This is a genomic window from Lacisediminihabitans changchengi (assembly GCF_016634425.1).
Classification (GTDB): domain Bacteria; phylum Actinomycetota; class Actinomycetes; order Actinomycetales; family Microbacteriaceae; genus Lacisediminihabitans; species Lacisediminihabitans changchengi.
In genome coordinates, this window is the sequence record NZ_JAEPES010000005.1 from 155,458 (window position 1) to 175,020 (window position 19,563).

General features: G+C 67.5%; 18 protein-coding genes and 1 pseudogene. 10 read left to right on the forward strand and 9 right to left on the reverse strand.

Annotated features, from left to right (window positions below):
• Positions 1-71: 71 nt before the first annotated feature.
• Both IV501_RS14655 and IV501_RS14660 read right to left on the reverse strand, forming a co-directional pair.
• Positions 72-1,829, reverse strand: a complete 1,758-nt coding sequence (locus tag IV501_RS14655; protein ID WP_200557112.1) for an acetyl/propionyl/methylcrotonyl-CoA carboxylase subunit alpha — start codon at positions 1,827-1,829, stop codon at positions 72-74.
• 79 nt (positions 1,830-1,908) lie between these two features.
• Positions 1,909-2,532 (reverse strand): Maf family protein, encoded by a 624-nt coding sequence (locus IV501_RS14660; protein WP_307812326.1) that lies wholly within the window; start codon positions 2,530-2,532, stop codon positions 1,909-1,911.
• Between the two features lie 43 nt (positions 2,533-2,575).
• On the opposite strand from IV501_RS14660, the gene IV501_RS14665 reads away from it, so the two are divergent.
• The 4 genes from IV501_RS14665 to IV501_RS14680 all read left to right on the forward strand — a co-directional run bounded on the left by IV501_RS14665 (position 2,576) and on the right by IV501_RS14680 (position 6,952).
• Positions 2,576-3,820 carry a class I SAM-dependent RNA methyltransferase gene (locus tag IV501_RS14665; RefSeq protein WP_200557114.1) on the forward strand — a complete coding sequence of 415 codons (1,245 nt, stop codon included), beginning with the start codon at positions 2,576-2,578 and terminating at the stop codon, positions 3,818-3,820.
• Between the two features lie 111 nt (positions 3,821-3,931).
• Positions 3,932-4,636 carry a response regulator transcription factor gene (locus IV501_RS14670; RefSeq protein ID WP_200557115.1) on the forward strand — a complete coding sequence of 235 codons (705 nt, stop codon included), beginning with the start codon at positions 3,932-3,934 and terminating at the stop codon, positions 4,634-4,636.
• Positions 4,590-5,909 (forward strand): sensor histidine kinase, encoded by a 1,320-nt coding sequence (locus tag IV501_RS14675; RefSeq protein ID WP_234698638.1) that lies wholly within the window; start codon positions 4,590-4,592, stop codon positions 5,907-5,909. Before IV501_RS14670 ends, IV501_RS14675 begins: the two co-directional genes overlap by 47 nt.
• Positions 5,906-6,952, forward strand: coding sequence for a DUF8320 family protein (locus IV501_RS14680; RefSeq protein WP_307812327.1), 1,047 nt, complete (start codon positions 5,906-5,908; stop codon positions 6,950-6,952). The genes IV501_RS14675 and IV501_RS14680 overlap by 4 nt, the downstream gene beginning before the upstream one ends.
• 734 nt (positions 6,953-7,686) lie before the next feature.
• On the opposite strand, the gene IV501_RS14685 is transcribed toward IV501_RS14680, so the two are convergent.
• Together IV501_RS14685 and IV501_RS14690 are read right to left on the reverse strand one after the other, a co-directional pair.
• On the reverse strand, positions 7,687-7,938 hold the full coding sequence (locus tag IV501_RS14685) for an acyl-CoA carboxylase subunit epsilon (protein WP_307812329.1): 252 nt from the start codon (positions 7,936-7,938) through the stop codon (positions 7,687-7,689).
• Positions 7,935-9,506, reverse strand: a complete 1,572-nt coding sequence (locus tag IV501_RS14690; RefSeq protein ID WP_200557135.1) for an acyl-CoA carboxylase subunit beta — start codon at positions 9,504-9,506, stop codon at positions 7,935-7,937. The genes IV501_RS14685 and IV501_RS14690 overlap by 4 nt, the downstream gene beginning before the upstream one ends.
• A 145-nt stretch (positions 9,507-9,651) precedes the next feature.
• Between IV501_RS14690 and IV501_RS14695 the strand changes: the two genes are divergently transcribed.
• The 3 genes from IV501_RS14695 (at position 9,652) to IV501_RS14705 (ending at position 12,275) form a co-directional block, all read left to right on the forward strand.
• Positions 9,652-10,455: a biotin--[acetyl-CoA-carboxylase] ligase gene (locus IV501_RS14695; protein WP_200557116.1), complete on the forward strand. Its 804-nt coding sequence runs from the start codon at positions 9,652-9,654 to the stop codon at positions 10,453-10,455.
• 3 nt (positions 10,456-10,458) lie between these two features.
• Positions 10,459-11,016 (forward strand): PH domain-containing protein, encoded by a 558-nt coding sequence (locus tag IV501_RS14700; protein WP_200557117.1) that lies wholly within the window; start codon positions 10,459-10,461, stop codon positions 11,014-11,016.
• Positions 11,017-11,393: 377 nt separating this feature from the next.
• Positions 11,394-12,275, forward strand: a complete 882-nt coding sequence (locus tag IV501_RS14705; RefSeq protein WP_200554814.1) for an endonuclease domain-containing protein — start codon at positions 11,394-11,396, stop codon at positions 12,273-12,275.
• A gap of 195 nt (positions 12,276-12,470) precedes the next feature.
• Here IV501_RS14705 and IV501_RS14710 read toward each other — a convergent pair whose 3' ends face one another.
• Complete coding sequence (locus IV501_RS14710) at positions 12,471-12,962, reverse strand: GtrA family protein (RefSeq protein WP_200554813.1); 492 nt, start codon at positions 12,960-12,962, stop codon at positions 12,471-12,473.
• 73 nt (positions 12,963-13,035) lie between these two features.
• Here IV501_RS14710 and IV501_RS14715 point away from each other — a divergent pair.
• From IV501_RS14715 to IV501_RS14725, 3 genes and pseudogenes are all read left to right on the forward strand, one after another.
• Positions 13,036-14,175 (forward strand): annotated as a pseudogene (locus IV501_RS14715) (5-(carboxyamino)imidazole ribonucleotide synthase); the annotation flags it as partial.
• Positions 14,176-14,180: 5 nt separating this feature from the next.
• Positions 14,181-14,675 (forward strand): 5-(carboxyamino)imidazole ribonucleotide mutase, encoded by a 495-nt coding sequence (gene purE, locus IV501_RS14720; RefSeq protein ID WP_200554811.1) that lies wholly within the window; start codon positions 14,181-14,183, stop codon positions 14,673-14,675.
• On the forward strand, positions 14,672-16,006 hold the full coding sequence (locus tag IV501_RS14725) for an LCP family protein (RefSeq protein WP_307812138.1): 1,335 nt from the start codon (positions 14,672-14,674) through the stop codon (positions 16,004-16,006). Before purE ends, IV501_RS14725 begins: the two co-directional genes overlap by 4 nt.
• Before the next feature lie 3 nt (positions 16,007-16,009).
• On the opposite strand, the gene IV501_RS14730 is transcribed toward IV501_RS14725, so the two are convergent.
• The 4 genes from IV501_RS14730 to rfbB all read right to left on the reverse strand — a co-directional run bounded on the left by IV501_RS14730 (position 16,010) and on the right by rfbB (position 19,490).
• Entirely contained in the window at positions 16,010-17,152 is a 1,143-nt protein-coding gene (locus tag IV501_RS14730) for a glycosyltransferase family 4 protein (protein WP_200554810.1), read from the reverse strand.
• 77 nt (positions 17,153-17,229) lie between these two features.
• Complete coding sequence (locus IV501_RS14735) at positions 17,230-17,397, reverse strand: hypothetical protein (protein WP_200554809.1); 168 nt, start codon at positions 17,395-17,397, stop codon at positions 17,230-17,232.
• A 261-nt stretch (positions 17,398-17,658) separates the two neighbouring features.
• Complete coding sequence (rfbD, locus tag IV501_RS14740) at positions 17,659-18,510, reverse strand: dTDP-4-dehydrorhamnose reductase (RefSeq protein WP_200554808.1); 852 nt, start codon at positions 18,508-18,510, stop codon at positions 17,659-17,661.
• A complete protein-coding gene (gene rfbB / locus IV501_RS14745; RefSeq protein WP_200554807.1) occupies positions 18,507-19,490 on the reverse strand; it encodes a dTDP-glucose 4,6-dehydratase in 984 nt (327 codons plus the stop codon). Before rfbB ends, rfbD begins: the two co-directional genes overlap by 4 nt.
• Between the last annotated feature and the right edge of the window lie 73 nt (positions 19,491-19,563).

The following is a 19,563-nucleotide window of genomic DNA, read 5'->3' on the forward strand; positions in this document are numbered from 1 at the left end:
TCCGCGCGGGCGTTGCAACTGGCGCGGGGATAACAAACCAGAGCGGGGACGGCGGATGACGCCGAGTACACCTAGCTCGCGATGTCGAGCAGCACCGTGCCGGAGGCGACAGTCGCGCCCACCGCCGCGGTGATGTTGCTCACCACGCCGTCCTTGTGCGCGGTGATGGGCTGCTCCATCTTCATCGCCTCGAGCACCAGGATGAGATCGCCCTTGACGACCGAATCGCCGGCCGCGACCGCGAGCTTGACGACGGTTGCCTGCATCGGCGCCTTCACCGAGTCACCGGTGGCAGAGGAGACCGCGCCGGAGCCGGCGTGGCGCTTCGGCGCGGCGGCCGCGGCGGGTACACCGGCAGCGACGGCTCCGAGACGGGCGGGGAGGGAGACCTCGATGCGCTTGCCGTCCACCTCGACGACGATGTTCTGGCGCGCTGCGGGAGCCGCGGCATCCGGCAGCGACCCGCTCCACGGCTCGATGCCGCCCGCGAACTCGGTCTCGATCCAGCGCGTGTAGATGCGGAACGGGGAGTCGGTGAAGGCCGGGTCGCGCACGATCTTGCGGTGGAACGGCAACACGGTGGGGAGGCCAGCGACCTCGAACTCGTCGAGGGCGCGGCGGGCGCGCTCGAGGGCGTCCTCGCGGCTGGTGCCGGTGACGATCAGCTTGGCGAGCAGCGAGTCGAAGGCGCCGCTGATCACATCTCCGGTGGTGACGCCACTGTCGACGCGCACGCCGGGGCCGCCGGGGAAGCGCAGGGTCTGCACCGGGCCGGGGGAGGGGAGGAAGTTCAGTCCAGGGTCTTCGCCGTTGATGCGGAACTCGAAGGAGTGCCCCTCTGGCTTCGGGTCGTCGTAGTCGAGCACGCCGCCCTCGGCGATGCGGAACTGCTCGCGCACCAGGTCGATGCCGGTGACCTCTTCGGAGACCGGATGCTCGACCTGCAGTCGCGTATTCACCTCGAGGAATGAGATGGTGCCGTCTTTGGCGACCAGGAACTCGCAGGTGCCGGCACCGAGGTACCCGACCTCGCGCAGGATCGCCTTGGACGAGGTGTACAGCAGTTCGTTCTGCTCGTCGGTGAGGAACGGCGCGGGCGCCTCCTCCACCAGCTTCTGGTGGCGGCGCTGCAGGGAGCAGTCGCGCGTAGACACGACGACGACGTTGCCGTGGGCATCGGCGAGGCACTGCGTCTCGACGTGGCGCGGCTGGTCGAGGTACTTCTCCACGAAGCACTCGCCGCGACCGAAGGCGGCGACGGCCTCGCGAACGGCGGAGTCGAACAGTTCGGGCACCTCTTCGCGGGTGCGGGCGACCTTGAGGCCGCGACCGCCGCCACCGAACGCTGCCTTGATGGCGACTGGCAGGCCGTAGGTGTCGACGAACTCGAGCACCTCGTCGGCACCGGAGACGGGGTTGAGGGTTCCCGGGGCGAGCGGGGCGCCCACGCGCTCGGCGATGTGCCGCGCGGAGACCTTGTCACCGAGCTTCTCGATGGCGTCGGGGGAGGGGCCGATCCAGATTAGTCCGGCGTCGATGACGGCGCGGGCGAAGTCCGCGTTCTCGGCGAGGAAGCCGTAGCCGGGGTGCACCGCGTTGGCACCGGAGCGGCGTGCGATGGAGAGCACCTTGTCGATGCGCAGGTATGTGTCAGCGCTGGTCGCACCGTCGAGGGCGTAGGCCTCGTCGGCGAGCTTGACGTGCCGGGCATCCCGGTCTTGGTCGGCGTAGATGGCGACCGAGGCGATTCCGCTGTCCTTCGCTGCCCGGATTACTCGTACCGCGATTTCGCCACGGTTGGCGATAAGGACCTTCGTAATACTGGGCATAGTTCTTCAGCCTATTCGCAGTTCGGCGGCGCTCTTTGGTTGCCACCTACAAAATGGGGTGGTTTACCCCTCCGAGACCCTACAACCCAGAGAGATTCCAGAGCGTGGGCCAGGCCACATCGAAGTCGAGAAAAAGCGACCGCAGTGTCGCCAGCGAGAGGCCGACGACCGCGTGCGGGTCGCCATCGACCGAACGGATGAACGGCGCCCCGAGACTGTCGATGGTGAACGCCCCGGCCACCAGCAACGGCTCCTCGGTGGCGACGTATGCGTCGATCTCGTCGTCGCTGATGTCGTCGGCGAAACTGACGGCCGCCGTCGCGACCGCCCCGACCGCGCCGTGCAGGATGCCGCCCCGATGGTCGATCAGCCAATGGCCGGAGTGCAGGTGGCCGGTCCTGCCGCGCTGCAGCAGCCACCGCTCGCGCGCGACCTCGGGCAGATGCGGCTTGCCGTAGACGATCCCGTCGAGCTCGAAGGCGGAGTCTCCGCCCAGCACGAAGCCATCGACGGATGGCCCGAGAACCGCCTCGGCCTTGAGCCGCGCGAGCAACTGCACCATGTCCACCGGAGTGAGAGGCGAGGCGGCCGCGACCGCGGCATCCTCGTCCACATGAGAGGGCAAAACGACGGGTTCGATGCCCGCCGCCCGCAACGTCGCGAGCCGGGCGGGGGAGGTCGAGGCGAGGTACAGCCGGGTCACGGGTGCGGGCTCCTGTTCAGTACGGGTGTGGTTAGCTCGAAGGATGGGTGAAGCACGCGGTACGCAGGTCGAAATCGAGGTTACAGGCATCGCCCACGGGGGTATCTCGGTGGGGCGCCTCGACGGGCGTGTGGTCTTCGTCAGCGACGCGATACCCGGTGAGACGGTGGTCGCCGAGGTGACGGATGACTCCAAGAAGTCGTTCTGGCGCGCCGACACCGTTCGCGTGCTGCAGGCCTCGCCGCACCGCCGCGATCACGTCTGGGCCGAGGCATCCGTCGACCGCGCACCCGAGGACCGCGCCGGTGGCGCCGAGTTCGGACACATCGACTCCGCCCATCAGCGTGAGCTGAAGCGTCAGGTGATCACCGATTCCCTGCAGCGGATGGCCGGCATCGACCGTGACGTGGTCGTCGAGGCTCTGCCGGGCGCGGAGGACGGCACCGGATGGCGCACCCGCGTTCGCCTCCACGTCTCCGAGTCCGGAGTGGTCGGCCCGTACGCCGCGCGCTCGCACCGGGTGATCCCCGTTGAATCTCTGCCCTTGGCCGCGGCGGAGGCCCAGGTCATCGCGCCGCTGAGCGAGCAGTTCACCGGCGCCGACCACATCGACCTCGTCGTGCCGTCGGTTGGGAATCCGTTCGTGCTGCAGGGCAGTGCCGACCGCAAGGAGCGCCCCAAGGCGCAGCGAATCGTCGAGCGGGTGGGTGACCGCGAGTTCCGGCTGGATGTGCGCGGCTTCTGGCAGGTGCACCGCGACGCCGCGCAGACCCTCACCACCGCCGTTCAAGACGCCGTGGACGAGAACCTGTTCGACCCCCGCGCCGCGAACCTCGACCTCTATGGTGGCGTCGGCCTGCTCGCCGCTGCGGTCGGCGATCGGTTCGGCAACCACGTGCGCATCACCACGGTCGAGAGCGACCCCCACGCCACCGATCATGCCGCCGAGAACCTCGCCGAGTGGGTCGGCGCGAATGCCGTCACCGGTCGGGTGGAGCACTACCTGCGCGGTGTCCTGAAGGATGCCGGGGCCGCCGAGCGCGACCGCCTCACCCGGGCGACCGTCGTCCTCGACCCGCCGCGCTCCGGTGCCGGCAAGCAGGTCGTCGACCAGCTCGCCGAGTTGTCGCCCCAGCAGCTGGTCTATGTGGCCTGCGACCCGGTGGCGCTCAGTCGTGACCTCGCCTTGTTCGCCGGCAAGGGGTACGACCTCACCGGCCTTCGCGCCTTCGATCTGTTTCCGAACACCCATCACGTGGAGGCCGTGGCCACTCTCGTGCGTCGCTGAGCACTCCTGCTGTTTCGCCGCGTCGCTGAGAGTCCGCAGGGGTGCGCGACCAGTACCATTGACTTCAGAACAGCCCCGCGGTATCAGCACCGCGAGAGACAGGATCCACTCATGGTGCAGGTGACGGAAGAAGAAACTATCGCGGCGGTGAACCGCACGGGAGTGCGGGTCTCGGTAGTCGACGACCACGAGTCGGTCCGCCTCGGATTGAAGGCAGCCTGCATCGAGGCCGGGTTCGAATTCGTTCTGGCCGCGGCATCCGTTCAGGAGTTCGTCGACAACCTCGACGGACGCGAGAACGACGTCGTCGTGCTCGACCTCTCCCTGGGCGACGGCTCGACGGTCACCGAGAACGTCAAGCGCGTGATGGCGACCGGTTCTGCCGTCTTGATCCACAGCATCGCCGACCGCGTCGCATCGGTGCGTGAAGCACTCGCCGCCGGAGCCGCCGGAGTCATCCCCAAGTCGTCTGCCACCAAGACCGTCATTTCGGCGGTCGAGACCGTGGCCCGCGGTGACGTGCTGAACAACCTCGAGTGGGCGACGGCGATCGACGCCGACCGAGACTTCGCCAAGGCACAGCTCGGTCGTCGCGAGCGCGAGATCCTTCACCTCTACGCCTCGGGTCTTCCGCTGAAACTCGCCGCTCAGCAGCTCGGCATCGGATATTCGACCGCGCGGGAGTACCTCGACCGGATCCGCGTCAAGTACGTCGAGGTCGGTCGCCCGGCGCCCACCAAGGTCGATCTGCTCCGCCGCGCGGTCGAAGATGGCATCCTTCCTGGTCTCGACCCTGACGGCGGCGATGGCCGCTAGCCGGGCGTCGTACCCCGGCCGCCCGCCCGCCCCACAGCCGACGCAGGCCAAACAGCCGCGCAACCCGATCAGTCGGCGGCAGATCGAAGCCGTTGCCTCGCGATCCGTCGCGATGTTCGGCCTCGTGTTCGGCGCTCAGACCGTCCCGGCCACGCTCGAGCAGATGAATCTGCTGCGCCCCGGATGGGCGTTGGTCTTCGTGATCGCCATCTACGGCGGGCTGCTGGTGAGCGTGGTGTGCTCCATCGCCCGTCGTTTCGTGCGCGAGATCAACACCTACATCGCGGCGGTGTTTCTCCTCGCGATGGTCGCCTGGCCGTTCGTCACGCTAAATCCGCAGGCTGTCGCCGCGGAAAGGCCATGGCTCTGGTATCTGTGCACGGTCGCTACAGCCTGCGCTGCCGTGGCGTTCTCCAGCTGGGTCGCTACCGGCTACCTGTTCGTCGCGCCGATTGCCTACGGCATTGTGCGAATGCTGCCGTCGGGCGGGGGCAAAAGCATCGAATCCGCCGGACTCGATGTCGCCTACGCGGTGGTGTTGGGCGGCGCCGTGCTGCTCATCATCACCCTGCTGCGCCAGGCGTCCGGTTCGGTAGACACGGCACAGTCCACGGCGCTCTCCCGCTACGCCCACGCGGTTCGACAGCACGCGACGGAACTCGAACGCGTGCAGGTCGACGCGATCGTGCATGACAGCGTGCTGACGACCCTGCTCTCCGCTGCCCGTGCCTACACCCCCGAGGCCAAGGAGTTGGCCACCCGCATGGCCGGCGACGCCATGGGGCATTTGAAGGATGCCGCAGCCGCCACCCCAGACGACGACGCGACGGTGAGCCTGTCGCAGCTCACCCAGCGCATCATCGGGGCGTCGGCGACTCAGCCCGCGCCGTTCGAGCTGCGAACGCGCGACATCGAGCCTGGAAGCATCCCGGCACAGTCCGCTGAAGCGGTGTACTCCGCCGCGGTGCAGGCGATGGTGAACAGCCTGCAGCATGCCGGCGACGAGGGCGTCACGCGCTGGCTTGCGATTCGAGGATCCGCCGACGGCGGTATCCAGGTGGATGTCGGCGACACCGGGTCCGGGTTCACCCTGAAGAACGTGCCGACCGAGCGGATCGGAGTGCGGGTGTCGATCATCGAGCGGGTGGCGAATGCCGGCGGGCTGGTGCGGGTCGACTCGGCACCCGGCGCGGGGACGGTCGTCAGCATCCGGTGGCCGCGTCCACAGCTGCCGGACCCTGCCGACATCGTCCTCGGGGAGGTGACCGCGTGATCATCAGCGTTCCGCGCTACCTGATCGTCACCCTCGCAGCCGTGTTCTCGGCCTATCACCTCGTGCTCGCGGCGGTATCGATCTCGGTGCCGACGGAGAAAGGGCCGTATATCGCGGCGATGGTGCTCTACGGGATCGCGACCGTTGCCAGCCTGTGGCTGACGAAGCGGCCGCGGATGCCGATCTGGTTGGGCGCCTTCAACGTGGCCGTCGCACTGGCGGTGCCGCTGCTCGTGACGAGTGTGGTCCAGACCGTGCCCAAAGATAGCTATGCGGCCTGGCACACCGCGGCCATCGGAACCCTGATGGTGATCACCTCGACCCGCAGGCGACAGGTGTTCGCGTTCATCGGCACGGGCATCCTGATCGTGCAGACGGTGGTGTGGCAGGGGCCGGGCGGACTGGTGGCGTATGGCGTGATCGGCAGCACCGTCTGGGTGGCGATCTCGTTCGCACTGTCGCTCTCGCTGACCAAGGCCGACCGTGACGCGCGCCAGTACGCCCTCGCCGAACGCGAGGCGGTGGAGTGGCGGGCCGCGCAGGAGGCCCACGTGAGCGAGCGGCAGTTCCGACTCGGTCAGACCAGCAGGATGGCCCTTCCGATGCTGCGTCAGATCGTCGCGTCCCAGGGCGAGCTGACCGAGGGCCAACGCCTGGAGTGTCTCCACCTCGAGGGCGCGATCCGCGATGAGATCCGCGGACGAAAGCTCCTCAATGACCGCGTGCGCGAACAGGTGATGATTGCCCGGCGTAATGGCACCGTTGTCACGCTGCTCGACGAGGGTGGCCTCGACGACCTGGAGGATGACGAGCTAGACCGCGTACTCAACCAACTCGCCGACGCCATCCGCGACACGGAGACCGAGAAGCTGATCGTGCGCACGGTTCCCGAGGGATCGGACGTCGCCGTCACGGTGGTTGGCCTGAGTACCCCCGACGATGGGCACGCGAACGCCCTGGGCAGCCACGCCGACGATGACGACGACGAAGACAGCGTCGATCTCTGGCTCGAGATTCCGCGCACCCTCGAACCCGCATCCTGAGCCGCGCAGCCTCCTCACGCCCTCGTTTCTGCGCGCGCGAGCTTCCGCGCGCTCACTTCCGAACGCGCTCGGCACCTCACACCCTCACTTCCGCGCGCTCACTTCCGAAATGAAGGTGAATTTCGAGCGACACACCTTTTCCGCGCAGAATGACGGCGTGTCGTGACGAATTGCCTTCATTTCGGAAGGGGGGCGGACGGGACGGGCGCGGAAATACGTCGACGGGCGCGGAAATGCCTCAACGGGCGCGGAGATGCGTCGACGGGCGCGGAAATACCTCACTGGACACGGAGAACGGATGCCGCGGGCCGTTAACGGAAGAGCGGGACCGGCCCGAAGGCCGGTCCCGCTTCAAACCCCGGGTCAGAGCGATAACCCGAATATCGCCCTGACCCGCCCCCAAGTCGTTAGCCCGCTTACCCTAGTCGGCTAACGATCTGGTGGTGTAACTCGATGAGAAACACCTAGCACCATCAATAATGCAAGCTGAGGGCCGCTCCGAAAAGTCGACACTTAGGAGGACCACCGGGGCCAAATTCTGTACCCCGGCGGTCGCTGCACCCCTGAAAATCCCTAGAATTAGGGCGGATGCCAACGGAATGCGGGGCACAAAGGGTCACATCCGGTTGATCTCATCGATAGATGGGGACAGACAGGATATTTCACTCGCGCGCACCTGTGGAATCGATGCTCGCCCCGGCAGAACAGAGACCCGCGTCGAACCGAGTTGCGACTCAGGTCGAGAAGCTCCGCCAGGCCCCGAATCCCGGCCGCAGCGGGCGGCGGATGGGGCGCTGGCTGCGCTGCCAGGCTGACTGACCGGTGTGAGCGGATGCCGCAGCAGCGAGGGCGTGCTCCTCATCCTGCGCTTCCTCGACCATCGCCAACACCACCGCGGTGACCGCGGCGAGCTCGGTGGGGGTGGGGTCGCCCGAGATCACGCGGAAACCCGCGAGGGGGTCATCCGTCGACGGTTCTGAACTCACAGCGGGATGTTCCCGTGCTTCTTCGCAGGCTGGTCGGCGCGCTTGGTGCGCATCGCCCGCAGCGCCTTGATCACGACGACGCGGGTCGCCGCGGGTTCGATCACGCCGTCCAGCTCGCCACGTTCTGCGGCGAGGAACGGGGATGCGACGTTGTAGGTGTATTCGTTGGCCAGCCGCGTGCGCACGGCAGCGACATCCTCGCCCGCGACTTCCGCGGCCTTGATCTCGTTGCGGTACAGGATGTTGACGGCGCCCTGCCCGCCCATGACGGCGATCTCCGCGGTCGGCCAGGCGTAGTTGAGGTCGGCGCCAAGCTGCTTGGATCCCATGACGATGTACGCGCCGCCGTACGCCTTGCGCGTGATGACGGTCACCAGCGGCACGGTCGCCTCGGCGTAGGCGTAGAGCAGCTTGGCTCCGCGGCGGATGACGCCGGTCCACTCCTGGTCGGTTCCGGGCAAGTAGCCGGGCACGTCGACGAGGGTAAGGATCGGGATCGAGAAGGCGTCGCAGAAGCGCACGAAGCGCGCGGCCTTCTCGCCGGCGTCGATGTTGAGCGTTCCGGCCATGGCGCTCGGCTGGTTGGCGATGATGCCGACCGCGCGACCTTCGACCCGGCCGAAGCCGATGACGATGTTCGGGGCGAACAGCGGCTGCACCTCGAGAAAGTCCGCATTGTCGACGATGTGCTCGATGACGGTCTTGACGTCATAGGGCTGGTTCGGCGAGTTCGGGATGATGCTGTTGAGCTTGCGATCCTCGTCGGTGATCTCGAGTTCGACCGAGTGGTCGTACACCTGATGCTCGGAGAGATTGTTGTCCGGCAGGAAGCTCAGGAGGGTGCGCGCGTAGTCCAGCGCGTCATCCTCGTCGCTGGCGAGCCAGTGGGCGACGCCCGAGACGGAGTTATGGGTGAGCGCTCCGCCCAACTCCTCCATGCCGACATCTTCGCCGGTGACGGTCTTGATCACATCGGGGCCGGTGACGAACATCTGGCTGGTCTTGTCGACCATGATCACGAAGTCGGTGAGCGCGGGGGAGTACACGGCGCCGCCGGCCGCCGGGCCCATGATGATCGAGATCTGCGGGATGACGCCCGAGGCCGCGGTATTGCGGCGGAAGATCTCGCCGTACTTGCCGAGCGCGACGACGCCCTCCTGAATGCGCGCGCCGCCCGAGTCGAGCATGCCGATGATGGGCACGCCGGTCTTGAGCGCGAGGTCCATGACCTTGATGATCTTCTCGCCGGCGACCTCGCCGAGCGAGCCGCCGAAGATGGTGAAGTCCTGCGCGTAGACCGCGACCTGGCGGCCGTGGATGGTACCGGTGCCGGTGACGACCGCGTCACCGTATGGCCGCTTCTTCTCCATGCCGAACGCGTGAGTGCGGTGCCGCACGAACTCGTCGAGCTCCACGAACGAGCCGTGGTCGAGCAGCTGATCGATGCGCTCGCGGGCGGTCTTCTTGCCCTTCGCGTGCTGCTTCTCGATTGCCGCCTCTCCGCTGGCCGTGACGGCCTCGTGGTAGCGGTCCTTCAGATCGGCGAGCTTGCCTGCCGTCGTGTACATGTCGTTGGTTAGCGCAGTGTTCCCGGCAGCGGGCAGGGCGGTGTCGTCTGGGGTCACCCGTTCACCTTACCGGCGGCCCCCTGGGCAACTCTTGTCGCAAGGCCACAAAGAGACCGCGCTTCTTCCGTGGAAGTACCCTGGAGCCATGCAGCTCCCTCTCAGTGCCTCCGTTGTCGATCATCTCGAGATCCTGGATGCCTGCGGCTCCACCAACACGGAACTCGTGGCCCGGGCTGCCGACCCCGCCCTGCCCGACTTCAGCGTGCTGGTCACCGGCGATCAGACCGCCGGCCGCGGACGACTCGGTCGCGTCTGGGTCGCCCCGCCCGGCAAGACACTCGCTATCTCGGTGCTGCTGCGGCCGCGCCTGCCCGCTGGTGAACCCCTCGGCGTCGAGCACTTTGGCTGGCTCCCGCTCATCGCCGGGCTCGCCATGACCTGGGCGATCAACGCGCTGGCTGAGGAGCACCTCGTGCGGCTGAAGTGGCCGAACGACGTGCAGATCGACGGCAAGAAGGTCTCCGGCCTCCTCGCCGAGCTGCTGCCCGGCGGCGATGCCGTCGTGATGGGGGCCGGGGTGAATCTCACGATAGAGTCCGCGGATCTGCCGACCCCGACATCCACCTCGCTGCTGCTCGAAGGGGCCACCCTCAGCGGCGACGAGTTGGCGGATGTCGTGCTCTCGCGGTACCTCACTGAGCTGAGGTCGCTCGTGTCGGAGTTCCTTCGCTTCGGCGGGGACCCGGTGGCCAGCGGCATCACCGACCTGGTCGACGAGCTGTGCAGCACGATCGGCCAGGAGGTTCGCGTCGAATTGCCGGGCGGCGACGACCTGCACGGCACCGCGATCGGCATCGACGGCACGGGGCGGCTGCAGGTGAAGAGTTCGGCGGATGGTGGGATCACGGCTGTCGCCGCGGGCGATGTGACCCACCTGAGGTATGAATGACGCATGGCCGACGAATCGCAGGACACTGAGCACGTCGTCGCTCGCCTGCGCCCGCACGGCCGCGCGCTGTTCTGGCCGTCGCTGGTGCTCATCGTCGTCGTCGGCTTGATGACCTATTTCTCCGGGAGCTTTTCTGAGACCTGGGAGAACATCGCGGTGCTCGCCGGCGGTGCCCTGCTGATCCTGCTGCTCTGGCTGCTGCCTCTGCTGTCGTGGCTGGGCAAGCGCTACATCATCACGAGCCGCCGCATCATCCTGCGCAGCGGATTCTTCGTGCGGATGCGCCAGGAGCTGCTGCACAGCCGCGGCTACGACATCACCGTGCGCAAGGCCGGGCTGCAATCGCTGTTCGGCAGTGGCAACGTGCTGATCAATGCGGGGCTCGATCATCCGGTGGTGTTGAAAGACGTGCCGAGCGCCGACCTCGTGCAGTCGAGCCTGCACGACCTGATGGAGAAGAGCCTCAACCCGATCGCGGCTCGGCGCCAGGCCGAGGCCTCCCGCCCGGGGTACGTGGCGCCGCCCGACCTCGACGAGACGACCGCCTGGGGCACGCGCTAGTCGTAGCCGGCGCCGCACCCAGTCCGCACCTGTCTTCAGTCCGCACCCCGCCCCGCACTCCCCGCACCCCGCCCGGAACTCCCTCCACCCCGCCCCGTACTCCCTCCCCCCCCCCCCGCACCCTCCGGTCCGCCAACAGGACCAGATCGCCTAATCGTCCGCCAACAGGACCAGATCGGGAGTTCTGTGGGCCGCATCCTGTTGACTGCAGCCGGCGGGGAGCGGGGAGCGGTGAGTCGGGAGCGGTGAGCCCTGCATCCGCCTGAGAGCGGTGTGCCGCGCATCCGTCCTCCTCCCCAGGGAGGCGAGTCGGGCATCCGTCCCCAACTTGCGTCAGCAGACCGGTGCGCGCGGGCGGTTGTGCGCACCATTGCTCCGTGCGCCGCGACCTCATGCTCGATCTCACCCGGTTCGGGATGCTGGCCCGCCGAGCCGATCTCCTCGCACTCGGTCACTCTCGCTCGAGCGTCAGCGCTGCCGTCCAATCGGGGATCCTTCGGGTTCCCCGCCGCGGCTGGGTCGCGGCGGCTGGCGTGGATCCGCTGGCGCTGAGAGCCGTGCGTTTGGGCGGCAAGCTCGGCGGCGCATCCGCTTTGGCACACCGTGGCATCTGGGTCGACGATGCCCCGCCGCTCGTCGTCTCCACCGCCCCGACCGCGAGCCGGCTTCCCGCCCTGCAGCCGGGAGAGAGTCGCGTCTGGCTGCCCGAGCGCTTTCCCGAGCTGACGGATGTGCGGTGGCGGGCGTCAGTGCGCGACGCGATCCTGCAGTACGGCCTGGTCGCGGGGCGAGACCAACTCATCGCGACGATGGACAGCGCGCTATTTCAGCGCTTCCTCACCTGGCAGGAGGTGGACGAGGTGCTCCCGCTCGTGCGCGAGGTCGCCCGACCGGGCCGCCGCGAGCTCGACGGACTCGCGATGTCTGGCACGGAATCTCGGATGCGCGTGGCGCTTCGACGGCGCGGGCTGAGGGTGCGAAGTCAGGTGTCGATCAGGCGGGTCGGGCAGGTCGATCTCGTTGTCGATGACTGGCTCATCGTCGAATGCGACAGCAGGCAGTTTCACGACGGTGAACCGCAGCAGATCGCCGATCGGCGTCGTGACGGGGAAGCCTCGCTCAGCAGCTACGGGAGCGCCCGATTTCACCACTCACAGATCATGTCCGACCTCGACTGGTGCGTTTCGGTCGTCGAGAGTCACCTCCGCCGGGGCCGCCCGGCTCGGTTAGACCGGAGCAAGCTGCAGTCAACAGGCTAGGCCCGGCCACATCCCCGAATCTGGCCTGTTGGCGGACGATTCGGCGATCTCATCCTGTTGACGGAGGGGTGAGGGACGGCCGGGAACGACGGAGGGGTGAGGGACGGCCGGGAGCGGCGGACGGGGTGAGGGGAGGAGACAGCGGACGAGCCGGGGTGGGGGAGGGAGGGGCCCCCCGGAGAGCGGATGTCCGCGCTAGTCGTCCGCCGGGATGGGCGTCGGCACGTGGCTCTCGTGCAGCGTCAGCGGCCGCGGCTCGTCGTTCTTCTCCTCGCGGAACACCCACAGGCGGTAGAAGGTGAACCGGAACGCGGTGCCGAGCACCAGGCCGATGACATTGCTGGAGATGTTGTCGGCCAGCACCGAGGTGTAGCCGAGCACGTAGTGCGACACCCACAGGCAGCCGAGGCCGATGAGCAGGCCGCCACCGCTGACGAGGGCGAATTCGAGACCCTCGCGGGCCACGTTCGGGCGCTTGCGATCACCGAACGTCCAGTAGCGGTTGCCGATCCAGTTGACGATGATGGCCAGCAGGGTGGAGACGATCTTCGCGTAGAGCGGGCCGTGCGACACGTCATCCGGTGACAGGACCGTGGCGCGCAGGAGGTTGAACACCCCGACGTCGATCAGAAAGCCGACGCCGCCGACGAGTCCGAAGCGGACGAGCTGGGCGAACAGACGGCGCATGTGTTCCTTGTGCGATGAGCGAAGATTGAGGGGTCGGAGCAATCCTAATTGCGTCTAATGCCAGCGAACTGACCAGGGAGAAACCATGCCAACAGTCGGAGTGATCGGCGGCGGCCAGCTTGCCAGGATGATGATCCCCGCGGCGGTGAACCTCGGGCTCGAGCTGCGCGTGCTGGCCGAGACTGCAGGGGAGTCAGCAGCGATGGCCGTGACGTCCATCGGCAGTCACACCTCCCTCGACGACGTGCTGGCCTTCGCCGAGACCGTCGACGTGGTGACCTTCGACCATGAGCACGTGCCGCAGGAGATTTTGCGCGAACTGGTGAGCCGCGGCATCCGTGTGCGTCCGGCCCCCGACGCGCTGCTGTACGCACAAGACAAGCTGCTGATGCGCGAGAAGCTGGCCGAGTTCGGCCTGCCGATGCCGGAGTGGGCACGCATCGAAAAAGCGGCTGACTTGGACGCGTTCCTCGCCGACAACGGCGGGCGGGTGGTGGTGAAAACCGCCCGAGGTGGTTACGACGGCAAGGGCGTGCGCGTGGTGTCGAGCGCCGCCGAGATCGAGGACTGGCTGGCCCTCGGCGAGCCGCTGCTGGCGGAGGAGCTGGTCGAGTTCCAGCGCGAGCTCGCGCAACTGGTGGCCCGCCGCGATTCGGGCGAGCTCGTCGCCTGGCCCGTGGTGGAGAGCATCCAGCGTGACGGCGTCTGCGCCGAGGTGATCGCCCCCGCTCCCGACTCCGAGGGGCGCGTGGCGGATGTCGCGGCCCAGATCGCGCGGACGGTGGCCGAGGGACTCGGCGTCACCGGCGTTCTCGCGGTGGAGCTGTTCCAGACCACCGACCAGCGCCTGCTCATTAACGAGCTCGCGATGCGTCCGCACAACACCGGCCACTGGACCCAGGATGCCGCCGTCACCAGCCAGTTCGAACAGCACCTGCGTGCCGTGCTCGACCTGCCTCTGGGGTCGACGGATGCCCGCGACACCTGGGCGGTCATGGTCAATATCCTGGGTGGGCCGGCCGAGGGTTCGCTGGCGGATCGCTACCCGCACGCGTTCGCCGATCAGCCGGCCGTGAAGGTGCACAACTACGGCAAGACCCCGCGCCCGGGGCGCAAGGTCGGTCACGTCAACGCGTACGGCCCGGATCTCACCGAAACCGTGGTGTTGGCGCGCGCCGCTGCGGCCTACTTTCAGGAGCAGAACCTAGGCTGATTGCCATGCCCGAGCCCCGCGTCGCCGTCATCATGGGATCAGACTCCGACTGGAACGTGATGAAGGCCGCCGCCGACGTGCTCACCCAGTTCGGCATCGATTTCGAGGTGGAGGTCGTCTCCGCCCACCGCACCCCTGACAAGATGATGGCGTTCGGCACGCAGGCGGCCGGTCGCGGGCTTCGCGTCATCATCGCCGGCGCCGGTGGCGCGGCGCACCTCCCCGGCATGGTGGCCTCCGTCACCACGCTTCCCGTCATCGGCGTGCCGGTTCCGCTGGCCAAGCTCGACGGTCTCGATTCTCTGCTGTCGATCGTGCAGATGCCCGCCGGGATTCCCGTGGCGACGGTGAGCATCGGGGGAGCGCAGAACGCCGGTCTTCTCGCGGTGCGGATGCTCGCGGCATCCGACCCCCAGCTCACGGAGCGACTGCTCGAGTACGCCGCGTCGCTGGCGGCGCTGGTGGAGCAGAAGAACACGGCGTTACAGGCGAGCTTGTGAGCGCAACCACCTCCGTTCGATTCCCCGGGGCGGCGCCCTCCGAGGTGATGGCGCGTCGAGCCTGGTGGCTGGTCGCGCTCAACCTGCTCATCCCGGGGTCGGCGCAGTTGCTCGCCGGCAATCGTAAGGTCGGCCGGTTTGCTGTCTCGACCACGTTCTTCCTCTGGGGCCTGGCCCTCGTCGCCCTGGTCACCTGGCTGGTCGCGCACACGGCGATCTACTCGATCGTCACCAGTGTGATCGGGCTGACCGCCCTGCAGGTCTTGTTCGCCGCATTCGCGATCCTCTGGACGATCCTCACCCTCGACACGCTCCGGATGGTGCGGCTCGTGAAGCTCGCGCCGGCGGCTGGTGTGCTGGTCGCGTTCGTCACCGTTGCGGGGCTCGTACTCACCGCGGGCAGCGCCGGCTATGCGGCCGTCTCGACCGGAGCCGCCCGATCGGCTCTCTCCCAGATATTCGGGGGCTCGTCAATGGCGACGCCGGTCGACGGCCGGTACAACATCCTGCTGCTCGGTGGCGACGCCGGCCCCGACCGCACGGGTCTCCGGCCCGACAGTACCTCGGTGGCCAGCGTCGATGCCGTAACCGGCGCGACGACGATCATCGGCATCCCCCGCAACCTGGAGAAGGCGACGTTCACGAAGGGTTCGCCTCTGTGGGGGCCCTTCCCCGACGGCTACAACTGCGGTGATCAATGCCTGATCGACTACATCTACACGTATGCCGAAGAACATCCGTCCCTGTACCCGAAGGCGACCGAGCAGGGATCGTCGCCGGGCATTCAGGCGATGATGGATGCCGCGGGCGGGGTCACGGGACTCACGATCCAGTACTTCGCCCTGATCGACATGCAGGGCTTCGCCGACCTGGTCGATGCAGTCGGCGGCGTCACGGTCGACGTGCCGGCCCGGCTCGCCTACGGGCCCGTGACGGCCAAGCAGCCCTACGGCTACTTCGAGGCCGGCAAACAGCACCTCGATGGTGCCCTCGCGCTCTGGTACGGCCGCTCGCGCTATAACGGCAGTGACTTCGATCGCATGGAGCGCCAGCGCCAGGTGCAGACGGCGATCATCCAGCAGGTGCAGCCGTCGGTGGTCGTCACAAAGTTTCAGGAGATCGCGGCGGCGGGGGCCCAGGTGATCAAGACGGATGTCCCTACCGCGGCGATTCCCGGATTCATCGACCTTGCCGGCAAGGGTCGCAAACTCCCGGTGACGCAGCTCGAGCTGGTGCCGCCGCAGTTCGACAACGGCAACCCAAACTACGACAAGATCCACGCCGCGGTGAAGGTTGCGACGTCCCCGGTGACGGCGACGCCAACTCCTTAACCGCTAGAGGTCGGCGTGTAGCTGCCAGACCTTCTCGGCGGAGTCTTTCCAGCTGAAGGTCTTGGCGCGGTCCTGCCCCTCGTAGCCCATCCGCTCGGCCAGGGCCGGGTCGTTCAGCACGGTGGCGATCGCTTCCGCGAGCCGTTCAGGATACGTCGCCCGGTCAGCGCGGGCGACCGCGATGCCCGCGCCCGCCGACACCTCAAGCAGAGCCGGGTCATCCGAGTGCACGACGGGCGTACCGAGGCTGAATGCCTCCACCATCGGGAGTCCGAAACCCTCGGCGAGGCTCGGGTACACGAAAACGGATGCGCGGTCGAGCGCGACGGCGAGGTCGGCGTCGGCCAGGTACCCCAGCGACCGTACGCGGCCTTCTTCGAGTCCGGCCTCGGCGGCCACCGCGGCCAGATCGAGCCCCTGCCACCCCTCCGGTCCGGCCACGAGCAGCGGGATGTCCGCCAACTCCGGCTGCTTCAGGGCGTTGATGAGCTCGATGACGCCCTTGTGCGTCTGCAGCGTTCCCACGCTGAGCAGATAGCGGTCGGGCAGCTCCATGCGAGCTGCGCGCTCGTCTGGGTCGACCGGGAGTCGCAGCTTGGAACTGACGGCCCCGCCGATCACCCGCACCCGTTCGCCGAAATCGAAGATATTTTTCAGCCCCGCTGCTACCGCGTGGGTGGGGACGACCACGGCATCCGCGTACTTGTATGCGCGCTTGGCCATCGCTTTGTACCAGCCGAGCCGGCGCGAGGTGAGTGCCTCGGGATTGGTCCACGGAACGACGTCGTGGATCGTGACGACGACCTGTTCGCCCTGGTTGTTGACGCGGTCGTGACGGGCCAGGGGTGCGAACAAGCCGGTGGCGTGCAGCATGCCAGAGCCCGGGAGCCGGGTGAAGCCGTGCTGCCAGGCGAGCTCGAGTTCGCGGCGGGCGAGGGTTGTCTTGTGCAGTCCCGCGAGACCGGGAAGGAGTGTCTGGATGAGCTCGTAGTCGGCCTCAGAGGAGGCGGACACCACCCCGGCGACGTTGCAGCCGAGTGGAGCAGTGGCGATCAGCTGCCGGGTCAACTCCTCGGTGTATCGGCCGATACCGCCCGGGATGGGGGCGACGATCTGGTCGACGATCACGCGCAGAGTCGTGGTCATGGTGCTCCAATGTGATTGCCGGATGTTGTCCGAACCCCCACAGGGAGTTTACCCGCGGGGTCCAAAGCCCTTCGCAGCTAGTCGGCCCACGCTCCCAGGGTGAACAACCAGGTGTTGATGCCGAGCAGCACAAGCCCGAAGGCCAGCAACGCCCAGTACACCCAGCGCCGCTTCAGCAGCAGCGCTACCAGTCCGGCGCAGCAGAGCAGCGCGAATACGATGTCGATTACGAGCTGAAAACGCACGTCCGCAGCGGGCTTGCCGCACCCGAGAACAGGCGGGCGAGCCCGCCCGCCCGCGCGGGGTAGCCCGGAAAGAACGCCACCCAAGTGGAGTGCGAGTCGACAGAGAAGTAACCGCTCTTCGCGATGTCGGCGAAGTAGAGGCTGTCCCACCGTCGAACACAGGGGCGCGCCAGCGCGCGCGACCGCAGCCAATGGCCGGTTTCTCAGTGATGGTCGGGCTCGGCGCGCTGGTCACGACTCGAACTTTACGGTGCGCTGTCGTTACGGCGTGATGGCGCCGTTCGCGGCCGCCTCGCTCAGCGCTTCGCGCCAGTCGCGCATCGGAGCAAGCCCGGCCGCGGCCCAGGCGTCGTGCCCGAGCACGGAGTAACTCGGCCGTGGTGCCGGGCGCACGAAGTCGGCACTGGTCGTCGGGAGCACCCGCGCCGGGTCCAGGCCGGCCTCGATGTAGATCGCCTTGGCGAAGTCGAACCAGGTCGTCTCGCCACTGTTGGTGCCGTGATAGATGCCGGCTGGGGCATCCGAATCGACCAGCGCGACGATTTGGGCCGCGAGGTCGCCGGTCCAGGTCGGCTGTCCGCGCTGATCGTCGACGACCGAGACGGTGTCGTGGGTGGCAGCCAGCTTCACCATGGTCTTAGCGAAGTTCGCGCCGCCGGCACCGTAAAGCCAGGCCGTGCGCACGACGTAGGTGCCATCGGGGTGCGCTTCCAGCGCGAGCCGCTCGCCTTCGCCCTTCGTGCGGCCGTAGGCCGAGATCGGTCCGCGCGGGGTGTTCTCGGCGTACGGCGTCGTGGCCGAGCCGTCGAAGACGTAGTCGGTCGACACGGTCACCAGCTTGGCGCCGGTCTCCGATGCCGCGATCGCGAGATTCTGCACGCCGACAGCGTTCACGGCATAGGCCGTATCCTCGTCGGTCTCGGCCGCGTCGACCTTCGTGTAGGCAGATGCATTGATCATCACGTCGTGCCCGGCAACCGCAGCACGCACGGACTCCAGGTCGGTGACGTCGAGGTCGGCGCGACCGAGAGCGGTGACGTGTCGTCCGGCAAGCGCGAGTTGCAGGTCGCGGCCCAGCTGGCCGTGTGCACCGGCGATCAGGTAGCGGGTCACAGCGCTGCGCGCTCCTTCAGCGGCTCCCACCATGCACGATTCTCGCGGTACCACTGCACGACGTCGGCGAGGCCCTGCTCGAACGGCACCTGCGGCTCGTAGCCGAGTTCGGCCTGGATCTTGGAGATGTCCACGCTGTAACGCAGGTCGTGGCCGAGGCGGTCCTGCACGCGGTCGACGTACGACCAGTCTTTGCCGGTCGCCTGCAGCAGCAGCTCGGTCAGCTCCTTGTTGGTGAGTTCGGTGCCGCCACCGATGTTGTAGATCTCGCCGGCGCGGCCGCGCGTGAGCACCATCGCGATGCCGCGGGTGTGGTCATCCACATGCAGCCAGTCACGGATGTTGTTGCCCTCGCCGTAGAGCGGCACGTGCTTGTCGTCGATGAGGTTCGTGACGAACAGCGGGATGACTTTCTCGGGGAAGTGGTACGGGCCGTAGTTGTTCGAGCAGCGGGTGATCGACACGTTGAGGCCGTGGGTGCGGAAGTAGCTGCGCGCGAGCAGGTCGCTGCCGGCCTTCGACGCGGAGTACGGCGAGTTCGGCTCCAACGGGCGGGTCTCGTCCCACGATCCCTCGGCGATGGAGCCGTAGACCTCATCGGTGGAGACGTGCACGAAGCGCTGGAGGTTCGAGCGGAGCGCAGCATCCAGCAGTCGCTGCGTGCCGAGCACGTTGGTCTCGACGAAGATGCCGGAGTCGCGCACCGAGCGGTCGACGTGCGACTCAGCGGCGAAGTGCACGACGGCGTCGACGGTCGGGAACAGCTGGTCGAGAAGTTCAGAATCGCGGATGTCGCCCTTGACGAAGGAATACCGCGGCGAGTCCGCAATGGGGGCGAGATTCTCGAGGTTGCCCGAGTAGGTCAGCGCGTCGAGCACGACGACCTCGGCGCCTTCGAGGCCGGGGTAGGCGTCCTGCAGCGTGCGACGGACAAAGTTCGAGCCGATAAAACCGGCGCCGCCGGTGACGAGAATTTTCATGCCTGAAATCTTTCGGAAGGGAGCGGTCCTATGCAAAAAGGTCTCCCTGATCCTACCGGTCGGGCTATTTTGC